A 16,204-nucleotide genomic window follows, 5' to 3' on the forward strand; every position below is an offset into this window, starting at 1 on the left:
CAGCACGGACTAGAGTAGAAAGGCTAATAGTTCATTGGCAGACTTATCCCGCAGTGCCAACTCAAGCTCCGACTCACCTGCAGGATCAGTTAAAAATGCAGTGTAACTTTGCAACCATTGCTGGTGCACCGAGTCAAACACCGCTTGTTGATCTTCATCCAACCAGCGCATATGCAAGGTAATATGCGCCGGCGTTTCAGCTCTGGCCAAGGTTTCAACCCCAAGACGAAATCCCGCCTGCTGATATCTCGCCTTGTCCCCCTGAAACACTAAAGATACCTGCATAGCATAAGGATTTTGTATCTGCCTGCCCCGCATCCACTTAAGGGTGAACTCAGTATTAATAGCATCAGAATCCGGGTTAAGCCCCAAATCCAGCGCCATTTCAAAATGATCGGCATCTATGCGGGTGATGCTATAAGCCCCGGCATACACACTCTCCTGGTCACCGGAAAAGTCGAACAGGCTCACAATATCGCCACTCAATAACCCATGAGAACTGGCCTCTATAACTGGGTAGAAGTAACCATCTTTACGCAATTGAGCAAACAGTTTTCCACTGTGGTAAGGCGCTGGTATTTCACTGTCGCTGTTGGGATAGAGCAAACTATGCTCAACTAAAATAGGCAAAGGTTCATCAGGGTTGTTCCTATCCAGGCCCAATTTTGCCTGCAGTCGCCGCTCCAAACCTGCGCCCTCATCAATACCAGAGCCCTCTTGAGGCAGATAATTCCGGCCAAGTAATCGATCATGGCCAAGCCTAGCCAGTTGCTGTAAACAAAGGTGTTTTCTATCGAGGTAGGTTCTGAAACTCTCAGATGCAAAACTGAAACCCAGTAAACTCTGATCACTGAAGCTTTCTCCTAATCGAGAAAACAGGTGATCCAATAGACGATTTTCTCGCTCGGTATGTTGCTCTGTAAGATTGTTAGTCAGCTCCGATTGCACCAAAGTGTTAATCTGCTGCCAATAATCATCTGCGGTCAGCAAAGCTTGATCCTGACTTAGAAATTGTCCAGTCTGGTAGCTGGTTTGAGGCCGTATTTTACTGTCGAGCAGAGCACCTGTATCCGCCAGTTGTTGATGATAGTTAGCGATCAATTGATCAAACAGCATCAAGTAACCCTGCAGCTGTTTCACTCTGGCCAATCTCTCTGTGCCCACAGAATCCGGTAGCACATTCTCACCCAAGCCATACACCACAGGGAACTCCTGTTGCACGGATTGATAAGACAGATCTTGACGTTCACCGCTCGGTAAGGGGATATCTCGCCATTTTTGCTGAACTTTTTGACTGGCTCTTTGTGCTTCAAGCACCTCAAGACGACTGATAACCAATGCACTGTCGATAGGACAAACAGCATTGTTCTTATAACAATCAATAAATCCGGTCACTTTGGGAGGGGCATTAGGATCAATGTGATCAACCGACAGAATCGGCTCTAGCCTTGCGACTCTGCCGCTGGATATCGGCAACACCCAATCGCGCCAATCATCATCTCTGGGATTTGCAAAGTTAGAGATCTGTAGACTGAACACATGTTGTACCGCCTCAAAGTCTAAGATAATGCGAATAATATCCGAAACCCTTAATTCATTGCGCAGTTGTAACTGATTTAGGTCTGATTCATCGAAGTAGCCATTTTCAAGTACCGGCCCTTGATAAATATCACCGCTTGTACGGCCTTTTGTTGCCAATTGTTCAAGACTCTGCGCCTTGAGTGGAGGATTAATATAATCTGAAATCGCCTTATGAATATCGATCAGTGTTTGTTCAACATCGGCCCCCTGCCTTAAACTAATACCACCATTAAGTTTGATAAATTCCGGCTCAAGCAGTATCACTTCCTGCCACTGCTCACACAAATTACGCTGAGACTTCAAGCGTGACAGTAGCCTTGATGAGAGAGCCTTCTTCTGTTCAACATCAAGTCCGTGATTTTCTACCAATTCCACAAGCGCTCGATAACGCCCTGGAAGCGCCACTTGAACATCACTGACCAGCTCGTCAAAGGTGTAGCGCTTTTGGTTATCGTCCCAATATAGGGTTCGATCCAAAAGGCGCGCCGGCTCCACCAGTACATTGGCCACTAAAGGGTGATCTAATATCAGTCTACGGCGATCATTTAGGCTCACTGCTGCGGTAGTCAACACTTCATTGGCGGAAAAAAACTGTGGTTTTAGCGATACTGGTTTAACAAAATTAAGGGCTACTGTATCGAAACTGCCAGCCACATTCCCATCGCTGACCAAGAGATCTGTTAAAGGCAGATTAATTTTCTCCGCCAGTTGCTGAAACTTAACAATCAGCTGTTCAAGAATAGTGATACCAGGATCTGACACACTCAGATCTGTCCAGCTATTGGGTGCCAGCTCACGGATATCCGCCAGCGCCTGCTCACGTAAAGGCGCAAATTCAGGCGCAATGCTACTGTAGGGATTTGTCATAGATTCAACCTGAAGGTGAGTTGTAGTTTGAAATAATATTTATTTAAACAATATTAAAGTATCATCGGTAACTATCTGAATAATAATAATATATAATTATTTGCGAATACTTATTATGTTTATATCGGAATGGTTTTTATAAAATAAAAAATAATATAAAGAATACAGAAGGGGGTGTTAACGGCATGTCAGTATGAACGTCTTCAACATTAACAACGTAAAGTATTAAATGTTACTCTGTAATATACACTTACCCTATCTTCTTCATAATAAAACTCAATGCATAATATGGCGGTCTGTTTTCATGGGCTTCCTCAGCATTTCCCTCACTATTATTATTGGTCGTAAAGCTATGCGAATGACTACTCCCAATTGATGAAATTTGCCCAGTAGAGCTATCTGGCGCGTGATGATTTCTATCCGCAATAACATGATGCACACCATCATTATCATCATTATCAGCCTTATATTCCTCATTTCCTGTATGTTGATGAGAGCCATCAGTATTAGTACTACCGCTATGACTATGGGCGGGAACTCCTGATTCATTAGACGTTAATTGAACAGAGCTTTCACCACCTCTTGCATGTAACCCATAGGTATCTCCCACACTAACTATAAACCTGTCTTTTAAATCCGGAGTCCCATTACTCCCATCACATAATGCCCACCCCTGTGGTATCGAATTACCAGACCACATAATAATACTGCCTCTAGGCAACATCTGATGAACGGCAAACTTAGTTAATAGGGTATCTTGCTGAGGGTTGGTTTCATCAAACAAATCATTAGACACTTGACTCACACTATCTGAATCATTCAGCTGAATGGCGGCATTAATTTGTAACGGTTGAGCCGTTCCTGAATTTAATTTACCTGGAATTTCAACCGTATCGCCGGCAGCATCTCCCAGTTTAATCGATTGTCCATTAGCACCTACGGTTGATTTAATATCTATCTCTTGCTCAACGGTAAGCTTACCCTTGACATAAATATTGCCATCAATTCGTGTATCCTCTGTCACATTAAGGTTTTTGGTGATCTGCATGTCACCAAAAAACTTACTGCCTGATTTCACTTCAAAAAATGGTTCACTGGCACTGGCATGGCCATTAAAAGTCACAGCCCCAGCATCATTCACATGCAACCAGCTTTTAGCACTTGTTTCGTTAACCAGATTAAAATCACCGTTCACGTACAAGGCCGCGTCTTCAAGGCTACTACCAGAGCTGCCATCTTTCAGCGAATGGACATAGATATTGCCAGCATTACTGATACGGGTCGGGCTATTATCATCACTGGTATCTTCGATATACAGGGTATCCCCAGTAGCAGCCCCTTGATGCAGATGCAGCTTAGCTTGGGGCTTGCTCGTTCCTAACCCTAGATTGCCGCTGCCAGACTCCAAAAACAGGTGGCTCTTACCAGCAGAGTCAGCCAGATTAAAGCCTGAGTCTATCCCCGACATTAATCCGAATCGCCAGTTATGCGTATCGTCATCATAAAGATCTAATACACCCAGACTGCTACCATTACCTTTTATCCTTACCGGCAGATGAGGTTCCAGCGGTTTTAATATGCCGTCATCGATGGCATTAAAACCAGAATCAATCAGATCTGCATAATCAAGCGCAGTTGGCTGGGCACCAGTACGATACTTTTGTTTCAGTTCACGGCGGTTTTTAACGGTCATAACGACATCCTGTACTTTACATATTGCTTAACTAACTCATTCGGTGATATTCAAAGCTTTTCGAAGATAGAAATGAATACTCTTTATCCTGTCATCTTCATTAAAAATGCCAACGAATAAAAAGGTGGTAGATTAGAGAAAGCCTGACCATTACCTTTTGAGGTTTCAGAGATTGATGCTCTAGCACTATCAAGTGTTATACCTGTTGTTGACGAATTGATGCTAATTCCAGTTGTAGAGCCGCTCGTTGAGGTTCCACCTTCACTACTCTCTCCTGCATCATCAACACCACCACCACCGCCGCTATCATCCAGATCAAGATAGTGACTATGACCAGGATCATAAATACTATGCCCGTGCCCTGAATCATTGACACCATGATTGTGCCCAGAGTCTGAAACATCATGTTTATGGGCTGGCATATTTGCCATAGATAAAGTGACTTGCTCTGCTCCACCTCCAACCCCAAGTGGACGATTTGTTAGACTATTTCCTTGCCCCGCACAAATAATAAAGCGTCCTCTTAAATCTGGGGTATTACTCTGACCATCACACAAAGCCCAGCCCGACGGTACATTGGAACCTGACCACATAATTATGCTGCCTCTAGGCAAAACCTGATGAATGGCGAACTCAGTCAATAAAGTATCAACAGCTGGATTACTGTTATTGGCGATCAAATTATTTGAAATCTTGCTAACACTGTGTGTTTCATTAAGCTGAATCGAATCATTGATCTGCAAAGGTTGAGACGTTCCTGAATTTAATTTCCCAGGAACTTCAACCTGATCACCAATTGAATCACCCAATTTAATAGTTTGCCCATCAGCACCGACAGTCGCTTTGATTTCCATTTGCTGTTCAACAGTTAACTTACCAGTGATAAGGACATCCCCAACAAACTTGCTGCCGCAATTCACCTGAAAAAATGGCGCATTGCCAACAGCCTCACCGTTAACACTCATGACGCCTTTTTTATTCACATGCAGGTAGCTCTTGTCACTGGTTTCATCCACCAAATGGAAATCACCATTCACATAAAGTGAAGCATCTTTAAGAGGGCCACCATCTTCACCATCCTTAAGAGATGAGATATAGAAATGACCCGCATTACTGATCCGAGTGGGGGTCAAATCTGCAGCTGAATCCTGCACATAAAGTGCATCCCCCAAGGCTGCACTTTGATTAATGTGCAGTTTTGCCTTAGGTTTAGTCGACCCCAAACCTAAGTTACCTGAGCCTGACTCCATAAATAGGTGACTACTGCCGGCCGCATCGGCAATATTAAAGCCTGAATCGATACCCGACATGAGTCCGAATCGCCAGTTGTGGGTAGCGTCATCATAAAGGTCCAGTACACTCAAGCTGCTGCCATTGCCTTTGATCCGCAAAGGCAGATGAGGCTCTATGGGTTTAAATATGCCATCATCGACGGCGTTAAAACCGGAATCAATCAGATCAGCATAATCCTGGGCGGTTGGCTGAGCACCAGTGCGGTATTTTTGTTTCAGTTCACGACGATTTTTTACAGTCATTGGGCTGCCTTTATTAAAAGATGATCAGTATTAAGGTCAATTGAAGGTTGTAGAGAACAGAAGTATAAATAGGTGAAAGTTGACGTGATTAAATCAACGTAATTAAGTCAGTGCGAACATTACTGCACAATATTATCTAGGCCAATCACCATGTAACCCACGCCCATGTAATCTTCCGGCGCAAAATGTTCACTGGCGATAATGTCAACTCTATGGCTAGTGTCAGACACCAACAAGGCATCAGGCCGTTGAACCTGAATAGATTTACCCTCCACTTCCTGAAACACTTGCCGCTCCTCTTCAGAGTCAGGAAACAGCGTCACTCGTTTGAAACATTTCAGGGCGGCGACATAATCCACATAGGGCTGACGTTCGAGATGATTTATCACCTCAGAAAAATGTAATCTATTGCCAAATTGCAGCGGTGTAGCCTCTGCATCAGCCCAAGGGGTCAGCAAGCGCTTTATCTGTTTGACCACTTCTGCACTGAATATTCCAGGGCCAAACCCCGGATTAAAACGCACAGCCACTCTGAATTTCAACTGTTGAAAAACCGGGTTTTTGACCTTAATATCCACCTCTGGCGGCGCAACTTCACTCAGGCTTTGGCGGATCTGCTCCAGCAAATCAGCTGATGCAGCAGGCTCAAGAACCCCATCGAGTTGCTGTTGACTAAGCTCAGGTATCACCATCATGGAGATCTGATTCAGCGGTGCTTTGGGCACTTCGCCACTGGTCAAGCACTTCACCTGCCTCAGTTGTGGAAAACGACTCAAGGTCAATCTTTCATAATCCCAAAAGTTAACGGCTCGGTTTCTGTGTCTCAATCGCTCACTGGCATCGCGGTTATACTCTTTGTCGTTGGCCGAAGCTAAACCACCAAAAGAATCATAAGCTTGACTCACCGATGAAATAGCACTATTGGACTGCACCAAGCTGGACACTGTACCGGCGGGTAAAATCGCGCTACTACCAGCACTTATCGGGTTTGTTCTTCGCGCGGTTACCGTTTGGGTTTTAATCGCCAGTATTTTTGCTGCCGCATCGGCATTGTTTTTCACCTGCACCGCAAGCCAATGGTGCTCACCGGGCAGAATCGGACCATCTAAGGTTGCATCAGCTGGCAACCTCACCCTGATAAGGCCTGAAAAACTCATTGACTTGGTCGTGTCATGAAGCAGATTTTCAGCTGGCAACGACGCCAGTCCAGTTTGATTACGGTAATACCAGTGCAATCTCGGGGTATCCAAATTAGGTTCCCCTGAGCCTGTCTGTACTTGCACCAGAATGGATATTTCATCATTGGGACGGGCATCTTTCAACCCAAGGTAGAGATACCCCTCTTCATCAAACCCCGGCACCAAACGTACACCATCCTGAGGACGATTAGGATCCAATACCTTATTCAGATTAACCCCGCCAAAAGGGTGTAAATGAGCCAGAAATGCATGTTCATCTTGCTCATTCAATGACGGTGCAATGATTTCACTGGCCTGATAATCCACAGTAAATAGCTTCACTTTAGGAGTATAAGGCTCATTAATCAGCGGCAATTCAGCACCTTCACTTTGAGCGGTTTCCAAGCCCAACTTTCGCAGTACATGGGGATAGAGCTTGTGCTGAAAATCAGGAGACTGTAGCGATAACTTAAAATAGCGCTCACTCTCTAACGGAGAAGCAGGTGGCGTGGGTGAGTAGTCAGGTAAAAAATCATAAGCACTGTGTTTAAACCCTTGCTCAATACGAATATGACTGGTGTCTTCCGCATCAGTATTAAACAACAGCTTATCTTTGTTTTGATCTATCCAGGCTCTTTGATTAAACATCTCCATGCCGACCTGAAACGCCGAGTTAGTCAAACTAGGCACTTGAGCTGGGTAAGCAGAACGATACGCTTGATAATGGTTATTCAAGCTCCCTGGCAGATCCACCCACTGCATATTCAGTGAGATATTATCCAGCTGTTTACGAGCTAATTCGTAGTGACTAAAATAGAGCGCAGAACCAATATAGGGCTGCGAACCAAAAGGTTCAAATGGCTGGCCAACCGCCAGCGTAGAATCATCATTTGCCAACTGCAGATTGGTGAGCCCTTTTACTTCAACATTAAGAGTAACATTGTGCAGACGGATATCTTTAAGGTATTCATAGGCCATATCGATGGCACCATTGGCACTACTACTATCAATCACGCTGGCGACTTGTACCCTCAACACCGCTTCAGTGGGAGCAAAACCCGGTATCGCTTCACTTTTTGCAGCGGGCGTGACCGACGGTTGTGTCGAGTCCAATTTGATATCAAAGATAAACCCAGGAAAGGTATTAAATTTCTTAATTCGAAGATCAATACCTGAACCAGTTTCAGTCGGTAAAGCGTCCAGTAACGCTTGATGATAAGGTTTGTCAGGATCGGTTTCATCTTTGTCATCAGCTGCATCGACTAAGTGCCTGATCTTAAAACTCAGGCCATTGGGAAAACGGATCAGACGATCAATATCCCGACTATTGAATGTCACGCCGCCGTCGACGGCTTCCCCAAGCAGACGCTGATGCTCTAACTTACCCAGCACATCTGACTCTTTAAACGCGAGTGAAGTAAAACGATAATGATTTTGCCCACTGCTGTTACCATTTAAGCTCGTCATGACGACCTCAGGCATATAGCCTAGTGAGGTCACTTTGGCTTTACGGCCCTCTTCGGTCAGCTGAGTCACCAGTAATACCAAACCTGAGTTCAGCACTAGGTAATCCCCTTGCTCGATCACCTCCGGCGCACTACCGAAGCCTTCATCCTCAGTTTGCAGTGACACCTGCTGTTTACTTGCCGCATAAGTTAACGTGGTTAAACTGGTCGCTTCCTGCACAAAGTCCAATTGTGGTAAACGCAAGGTTCGTTCGTTCGATAACCCCTCTACCTGGCTTAAATACTTAAGCCGAAGTTGCTGGACGCCCGCCAGGGTATCGTTACCAAAACCCACCACCTGCCAAATGGAACCATCAGTGAAAATGAGGTATTCACCGAACAGTACAGGTTTAACATCACTTAATGCTACCACCAAACTCAGTTGGTCAGAATTGTAGGCCGCGATAAGGTCGTTACCGATGTTTGCCACAGCAAAATCAACAGTTTCAGCATTGGCCTGAGTATTCAAAGTCTGCCAGCCATCTGCGCCACTGAGTTGCAGCTGAAAATGCAGTTTATTACGAGATTTGGCCAGCAATAGGTCATCCATTGGGAAATCTTTTTGCTTACAAGCAATTTCTAGATGAACATGCCGTTCACCTTCCTCCATATGCAGCAAAGAGGAAACGACCGCCAAACCTGGCCCATAGTAGTTTTCCGAGGCTTGATGGTTATCTGCCACCCCAAATGCTGCAACGCCGCCATCAAGCTTAACATCAGTATTAGGCAACATATTGCGGATATCCCAACGACCCACTCGAGGCAGTTGCTTACTGCGTCCTTGCATCTCCAAGCGTTGAAACTTTTTGAAAAAACGAAACCAGGAGGTTTGCACATCTTGATTTGGGTCTAAAATCTGCCGCAGTTGCATTTCATATAAAGCTGCAGACGCTTCATGCATACCATAGACAAACAGAAAGTCCGCCACGCTCATGCCCAGAGAACCGATGTAACGGCCAGCCAGTTTATACTTGTCAGTCTCTTTTTTACTGGTATCGCTGAGTTGCTCATACAGGGACTCTAGATCGTCTGTGGTTGATGGCATTGCTGGTAAGCGATCGCCGGGCAAGGGTTGGCCAAACACATATTCAAACAGAGTGTGTAATCTGCCCTTCTCGCCTCTGGCTGAAGATCGATAAATCTCTACTAATTGTTGCATCTCCTTGCGCTGCCAGCGCAGATTAAAGGCCGTGTCTATCTTCTCTGTGGCCGCAATCCACTGAGATTCATCGGGATGAGGCCTACCAGAGTCTTCCGCTTGGGCATACACTGCCATCACATCGTTAAACTCATCTACAGCCGCAAAACCCAATACCACTTCAATGTAATTCTTATATTCCAGCTGCTCAGGTGAGCCTTCAACTGCCGGCGGAGTATTGCTGCTCCAAGCCTGATATTTTTCCAGCAAGTCAGCAATATCAACTCGGCTATCAAAATAACGTCCCAAGGGATAAGCTGGCAGTTGATCGCCCTGAAAGTACTGCCCCAACGCCCAACGCATAATCACTTCAAAGCCGTTTTTATATAACTGACGCATCTGATTAAGACTTTGATATTCGCGGCTCACCCGCAGGGTCTTCACCTGACTAATCTGGGCTCTGTTCAGTTGATAGTTATCATCCAACGCATACTGAACTGGTAACCCTTGATTGTCAGAGCCACCAGAAAACAGGGTTCCCTGAGTTAAGGTCGTGCCATCGGTACCATCGGCAACGGCGCAAGTCAGGTGCACTGAATCCGGCTTACCGGTTGAGGGCGACAACTGCAACACTTGACGATAATAAAAATCCAGATGGCGTTGGGTCAGTTGATTAAATTGGCTGCGTATCACCTGACTCATGCGCAGAAAGATATACACCAGCACTCGTTGCGGCTGACTTAACTGCCCAAGACGATCAAGCTGTGCCCTTTGCTCGCTATTACTGCTCAGTTTATCGACTGCAAGAGACTCTGGCGCATCCAGATAGGCGAGCATGTCAGCAGAGTCTGACTCAAACAAGCCACTCCAATCTCCCTCAACCTCGTTGTCCTGATTGAAAAAGCGAATATGGGAGGCCAACTTTTGCATCAAAGCCAACTGCTGCTCAACCGAGCGCTCTTCCACTGATACGTATTCAGCACTGAGTTCAGCGGCCAAACGTTCATACTCTTGGGTACCATTGCGAGCAATGGCGAGGGATGATTTCATAGTGACGTGATCCGAAGGTTAATTAGGATAAATAGAAAATTAGCGGGTGTTCAAGCCATCTGGATATGCATAAAACTGGCTTTTAATAAGAAACTGGCATTGGGATTTGGCACTTCTTTGACCGGATGTGGACTGCCGCTAGCGGGGTCTATCGCCGGCAGATCAACCGTAAACTTGGCAACAAAATTTTGCCCTTTAAGCACCAACTTTTTCTTGTCATTGCCAACGGCATTACTGGCATAGGTGAGTGTGCCACTGTCTAGGGTTATAGTGCCAAAGCCAGCCTGAAAGTTATTACTGTTATAAACTACACCGATTTTTTTGAACTTATCAACATCATCTTTAATGCAGACCTGCTGCCCATCAACCGACATAGGGCCTGTACCCTTAAGGGACAGAATCACTGGTTTAGTTAATTGTAATCCAGGAAAGTCCGTGGGTTTGATATGGATCTCATCGCTGGATTGAATAAGGGTATCTAGCATAAAAGTCTGCCCCAGATAAATAATGGGTCGATATCAATGATTGAGAATCATGATGTGAGCTTACAGGGAGATGATGTAGATCGCTCTCAAATAGATGATTTAGTCTTCATCAATACCGAAGTAAAAGGCTTAAAACTCTACCGGTAAGCTGGAATGAATATTCAGTGGGATCTGAGTTACCGCTCCTTCTCCCTCTTTGTTACTGTATTCCACCTGCACTATGAGTTTGCCATCCACCTGTGGATCTGGCGTCACTTGAATATCATGGATCCCAATGCGGGGCTCATAACTAGAAATGGAACTGTCTATGGTTTGCTCCGCCTCTTCTAGCAGCTCATAGGAGAGGCTGTCGAAGGCCAAACCACTCAAGTCACTGCCATAGCCCGCTTGTTGATTACGCTCCCCCGGTTGAGTCGCCAGCATGATCTTCATGCATTTGGCCAAATTTCCCAAGCCTGAATGCATGCGGCTAACCCGAGTATCACGTTCAAACACAGGTGGAAACGACCAGCCAATATCCTGACTCATAATAGACTCCTATATTGTTCAAATAACTTATTCTGGCTCAGAAGGTTTAGGCGCTTTATTGTGTTTATCAACACTCAGCTCATCGGTAAATATCTGTATTTTTTTAGCTGACAAGGTTAATGTATCGGTGTTGCCATCATAACTTAAGTATATTTTACGCTCAGCGTAAGATTTATCTGGAGCAAGATAAACAAATTGGATTTTTTGCTCTATCGACTCGTCATCAAGGTAAAAATTTAGATAATTCTGAGACACAATATCCTCCCTAATTCATTGAAATAATTAAATACCCTTATCTTTAACTTCATCAGACTCTTGCTTTGTCATAGCAAGCTTTCCTAAAACTACTGTGCTGTCAGGACTTTGATTAATAAATGACACCAGCACCACATCATTTTTAAAATACTGAGGAATGAAAGGTTCAATCTCAGGAAGGAATATCCGAGAATCCTGTTTGGTACGTACACCTAGCACTTTAGCCAACACAGGAAACTCCTGCTTAGCAAGCCTTACTTTAACCAAAGAGCCTACCAGCTTACTCTTGTCGTAATTTCCTTCCTGAATAACACCTACTTGAATCCCCGATACACCGGGCATCATATTAAAAGCTGGTGCAGCATGAATACCTGGATATTGTTGTGTATGAAATTCTTTGGGAACTCCCCAACCAACATCAGTTACCCAACCTTCCGCATTAATTTTGTGTTTAATTCGGGTTACTCTTGAAATGAATTTACTGTCACCCAACTTATCTTGACCTGTTAATACATCATTTTTTAACGCATCCCCCACATGTAGCTTCCGCCCTAAAAAGAGAACAATCCCCTTCCCTTTTTCATCTTTTAGATATTGTCCTTTATCCACAAAATCATGATTTGAATACTTTGCAAACCCTCGATTAAATGCATGTTTAGCTTTCCAGTGTCTGGCCAAGGCCAATTTTTCGTCGGTAATGAACTGATTAACTCTGACACTATCGGCAACAAAGCTCGCCTCATGATTAAATAGTTCCAACACTCGATTTTTAATCGGATCAGGTAGACTTGGATCAGCCTCTTTAGCTAGGTCATTACGACTGCCTGGAATAAAGATTTCTCCATATAAACTACCAGCAGTTTGATTAGATACAATTTCAATTAACTGACTTTGGGAGTCAATGCCAAAGAGTTTATAAGGCTGGCTACTATCTTCAGGTTCAACTTCATCAATCACGCGGCTCTCACCTTCAGCCTGATTGACATAAACGACCTCCCCTTTAGCGGCTAAAGTAACAAAAATCCCCGGATCCAACTCCGTGCCATAAATTCCTTTTCCTTCATTATTCTCAAAATAATATTTAACACCAATATCATCTCCAATGCTCTCAGGTACCACCCAACGACTATGCATATCAGCCAAGGACACCAAGAAATCCCAATTAGAAGAATTATATTGATAAAAACTTAGCTCTTTGTCTGGATCGGGCTTATGAACCCTAGTCTCTACCCGACTTGTCATTGCTCTGATATCTGGCTTTATTAATAAGGTCACTTTCTGCTGCTCAGAATTTTTAGAAAACTCAATCCCAGCAACAGCACCAGAGAATGTTAATATGGCTTGATCTAAACTAGCATCAAGAAATATTTTAGTTCCTAATCTAATACCTTCATCGTTAAATTTAGAGTGAGCATCCAACAGAATGAGACTCAGAGAAGGGATTTTGTTTACTTCACGGGTAGCTTCAATCGATTCAATCGGCAGCTTTGTTTTACTTTCTTCACTTCCATTATTTCCAATATATAAATTTATTTGCAACGCACCCATTTATCCATCCTCTTTAAAAACACAATCTAATTCCGCTCGCAGAGGTGAACCAAATGGACTAAATTGACTATAATTAACAGCCACACTTTCGAGATAACAAGGATGGACATTATTTCTCTTGGTACCACCTATTTGGTTATTAGCCTTGCTAAATATATCTCCCCAGACTAGCCCAAGGTACACAGCCTGAGGATCTGTTGACGATTGAATCTTAAGAGATTGCTGTGTTGTAAGATTAATAAACCGTTCAACTCCCTCTACAACAGTCCCCCCTTTCCCTTTAATATCATTGAGAGCAAGAACTTCACCATCTGTATTTGGTATCTTGCCACCATCTTTAAAATATTGGTTACTTAAATTGAAAACACTCTTTCCTGAGTAATGAAAAACACTAGAGTTAGTCAAAATAAGCTTAAACTTAATAACCTTTGACTCGATAAAATTAAATTCCAATTCAGCACCAACAGAGTTAATTCCTGGAAGACCTTCAATATTATTTTTGTACTCAACAACTAGGGATGCAGGAGATATTTGAGCACGAAACCCACCATCTGGAATTCTGTTCTTTCTTGCTTTGTCACTAAAAGCTCTAACTTCAAGCGTAGACTCTTTTATTCCCTTTATTCCATCCATTGCTGATGTAATCAACTGCAAAGCCATAAGTTATCTCTCTTTCTGTTGTTCAAGGAGTTTTCGAATATACTCATCGTCAATATCCAATGACTTGTTTCCCTCCCGTCTATTAACTAACTCTTTAGGTTGATTTACTACGGCCTTAATTAATAACTCTCTAACTTCGATCATAGCAACTCCAATAACATTAAATACGGATAGGAACCATATGACTATAAGCCATTTTAATTGTTTCTATCGAAACACTATTATCATCCGCCCATAAGTCTTTATTAGACCATGACACTGGATATGCATTACGATAAAACCATGCCTGCATAGGTTCCAAATTAGGATTTAATAACGTTACCAAAGCATCGCCAGGAATCATCTGAAATAGAGTCATTGCAATGTTTGTTTCCAATGTTAGTGGAGAACCGATAAATATCCCTCGACTAAATGATAACAAACCATGTTTTACTCTTTTTGGTAAGACCAACACTTCTGTATTATTGCCACCTGGATAAATATTATCAGTCTCAGTTTCAACCTTTATATTTGACACTTTGTTAAATCTAAAATCTACAGGGTTAGCACCTAAGGAGGATAAAAATGATAAAGCATCATTCGATTCTCCCTCTGTCCCCGCCCCTCTTGCAATAAAAGATGAAGCTGTTAACGAACCGATAAGAGCTAACTTTGAAATAAGTATTGAACCTTGATCTCTCTGGGTTTTACCTTTTATTCCACTCGTTAACTTCACCAATTTAAAAGGGTTCAGATACCATGGGTAAAAAGTCACATCAAAATAACATCCAGAGGGAGGAACTTGATTTATACTTAGTTGCTGCCCTCCATAATATTGGCCATTAAAAGGCATATTAACTCCTAGTTATATACTACTCTTATATTCACTTAAATTTAGCTTTAGCATTTGCTTTAAAGGCATCAGATTTAAATGTAAGTTTGGCAAGCCTAACCCCTCCCCAACCAGTCCCAAGAGTAGCACTAGTTGGATAGGCTCCAGTTAATTCTAAGAATGGAACTAATTTATAGGTTGGCCTGTCTTTTATATTATCTCTAACTTCTGAATATATTACAGCCTTGCTTCTAGATACTGCCGCTCCATTAATTCTTTTAGCCCATTCAAAAATGCTATTCTCTTGGTACTCCTCTTCTGATACATCACCATTATTTACATTAAATCTCTGCTTTCCAGAAAATGGAACATTATTATATTTCCCATAAACGCTATTATCTTCCAGAGTTAGTTTTTTGCTAAAAACGAATTCAACAGGATTTGATTGGCCTTTTGAATAAGCCATTGTTTTTGCAGTCCCTTCAAAGTATAGGCCCGTCCCTAGTGTGGCTTTCATCCCAACAAGATTATCAAATCGATAACTATAATTGAGACCATTATCTTGATTAAAATATATCAAAAGATAACTATTTCGAGTAAATGTAGGTTTTGATGCCATACTGAAGCCTTTTTCTCTAATCAGTGACGCCCTTGTGGATGCTCTACTACCTTGTCAATAAAAACTCAGATGATTCATTTGTTATTAGCGTATCTCCAACTAATACTAAATCTGCGACGTTCTGTCCTCGAAACGAGTGTACTAAAGCAGTCGTAGGATATGAGCCTTTAAGTTCCAATAGCTGAACAAAACCCGAAAAGTCATTATCAGAAATAGTTGCTTGATTATTTTTCAATCCTAGACGTGGGTTTTCATTTGTTCCTTTCTTAAACTCACTTTTTGCTATTTTTCCAAATATCCTTAAGCTTGCTCGATCCACTCTTGCCGAATTAATTATTTCGCCCCATTCATAAATACTAGTTTCGGAAAACTGTTCGCTTTTCAATTGCTCTGACTCTACTTCTAGACGACGACTTCCATCAAATGGAAACTGTTCTACAGGTGTATCTTTGCCATTGACAGTATTAATCTCATTAAGCTTTAAATTTTTTCTTAATGTTAGCTTTACAGGATCTGATTGACCTAAAGAATAGGACATTATTTTTGCAGTCCCTTCAAAGTATAATCCTAATCCAACAGTGGCTTTCATATCAATAATGCTATCAAAACGAAAGCTTAAGTACTTATCATTAGATTTCGCTCCTTCATATATAAGCAAGAAACTATTCTTTAAAAATGAATTTTGATAACCAGCCATATTCAATCTCTACGTCAATGGAAAAATAAGCCGGGTTTCCCCGGCGTTAACGGC

Annotated in this window: 13 protein-coding genes; all 13 read right to left on the reverse strand. The window is 42.9% G+C overall.

Annotation, left to right across the window (positions count from 1 at the left end; all coding sequences use genetic code 11):
* Positions 1-9: 9 nt before the first annotated feature.
* On the reverse strand, positions 10-2,448 hold the full coding sequence (locus FN961_RS18525; RefSeq protein ID WP_144041666.1) for a hypothetical protein: 2,439 nt from the start codon (positions 2,446-2,448) through the stop codon (positions 10-12).
* Between the two features lie 250 nt (positions 2,449-2,698).
* Positions 2,699-4,141: a tail fiber protein gene (locus FN961_RS18530; RefSeq protein WP_144041667.1), complete on the reverse strand. Its 1,443-nt coding sequence runs from the start codon at positions 4,139-4,141 to the stop codon at positions 2,699-2,701.
* 83 nt (positions 4,142-4,224) lie between these two features.
* Complete coding sequence (locus FN961_RS18535; RefSeq protein WP_144041668.1) at positions 4,225-5,676, reverse strand: tail fiber protein; 1,452 nt, start codon at positions 5,674-5,676, stop codon at positions 4,225-4,227.
* A gap of 119 nt (positions 5,677-5,795) precedes the next feature.
* Positions 5,796-10,547, reverse strand: a complete 4,752-nt coding sequence (locus FN961_RS18540; protein WP_144041669.1) for a baseplate J/gp47 family protein — start codon at positions 10,545-10,547, stop codon at positions 5,796-5,798.
* Positions 10,548-10,597: 50 nt separating this feature from the next.
* Entirely contained in the window at positions 10,598-11,032 is a 435-nt protein-coding gene (locus FN961_RS18545) for a hypothetical protein (RefSeq protein ID WP_144041670.1), read from the reverse strand.
* A 129-nt stretch (positions 11,033-11,161) separates the two neighbouring features.
* Positions 11,162-11,560, reverse strand: a complete 399-nt coding sequence (locus FN961_RS18550) for a GPW/gp25 family protein (protein ID WP_144041671.1) — start codon at positions 11,558-11,560, stop codon at positions 11,162-11,164.
* Between the two features lie 27 nt (positions 11,561-11,587).
* The gene (locus FN961_RS18555; protein WP_144041672.1) at positions 11,588-11,815 is read right to left on the reverse strand and encodes a hypothetical protein; all 228 of its coding nucleotides are present in this window, start codon (positions 11,813-11,815) and stop codon (positions 11,588-11,590) included.
* A gap of 27 nt (positions 11,816-11,842) precedes the next feature.
* Positions 11,843-13,363, reverse strand: a complete 1,521-nt coding sequence (locus FN961_RS18560) for a hypothetical protein (protein ID WP_144041673.1) — start codon at positions 13,361-13,363, stop codon at positions 11,843-11,845.
* On the reverse strand, positions 13,364-14,023 hold the full coding sequence (locus FN961_RS18565) for a CIS tube protein (RefSeq protein ID WP_144041674.1): 660 nt from the start codon (positions 14,021-14,023) through the stop codon (positions 13,364-13,366).
* Positions 14,024-14,026: 3 nt separating this feature from the next.
* Positions 14,027-14,167 carry a hypothetical protein gene (locus FN961_RS25860; RefSeq protein ID WP_185972833.1) on the reverse strand — a complete coding sequence of 47 codons (141 nt, stop codon included), beginning with the start codon at positions 14,165-14,167 and terminating at the stop codon, positions 14,027-14,029.
* Between the two features lie 16 nt (positions 14,168-14,183).
* Positions 14,184-14,855 (reverse strand): phage tail protein, encoded by a 672-nt coding sequence (locus FN961_RS18570; RefSeq protein WP_144041675.1) that lies wholly within the window; start codon positions 14,853-14,855, stop codon positions 14,184-14,186.
* Positions 14,856-14,886: 31 nt separating this feature from the next.
* Positions 14,887-15,453, reverse strand: a complete 567-nt coding sequence (locus tag FN961_RS18575) for a hypothetical protein (protein WP_144041676.1) — start codon at positions 15,451-15,453, stop codon at positions 14,887-14,889.
* Positions 15,454-15,499: 46 nt separating this feature from the next.
* Entirely contained in the window at positions 15,500-16,150 is a 651-nt protein-coding gene (locus FN961_RS18580; RefSeq protein WP_144041677.1) for a hypothetical protein, read from the reverse strand.
* Positions 16,151-16,204 lie beyond the last annotated feature (54 nt).

This window comes from Shewanella hanedai, assembly GCF_007197645.1.
Lineage (GTDB): Bacteria > Pseudomonadota > Gammaproteobacteria > Enterobacterales > Shewanellaceae > Shewanella > Shewanella hanedai.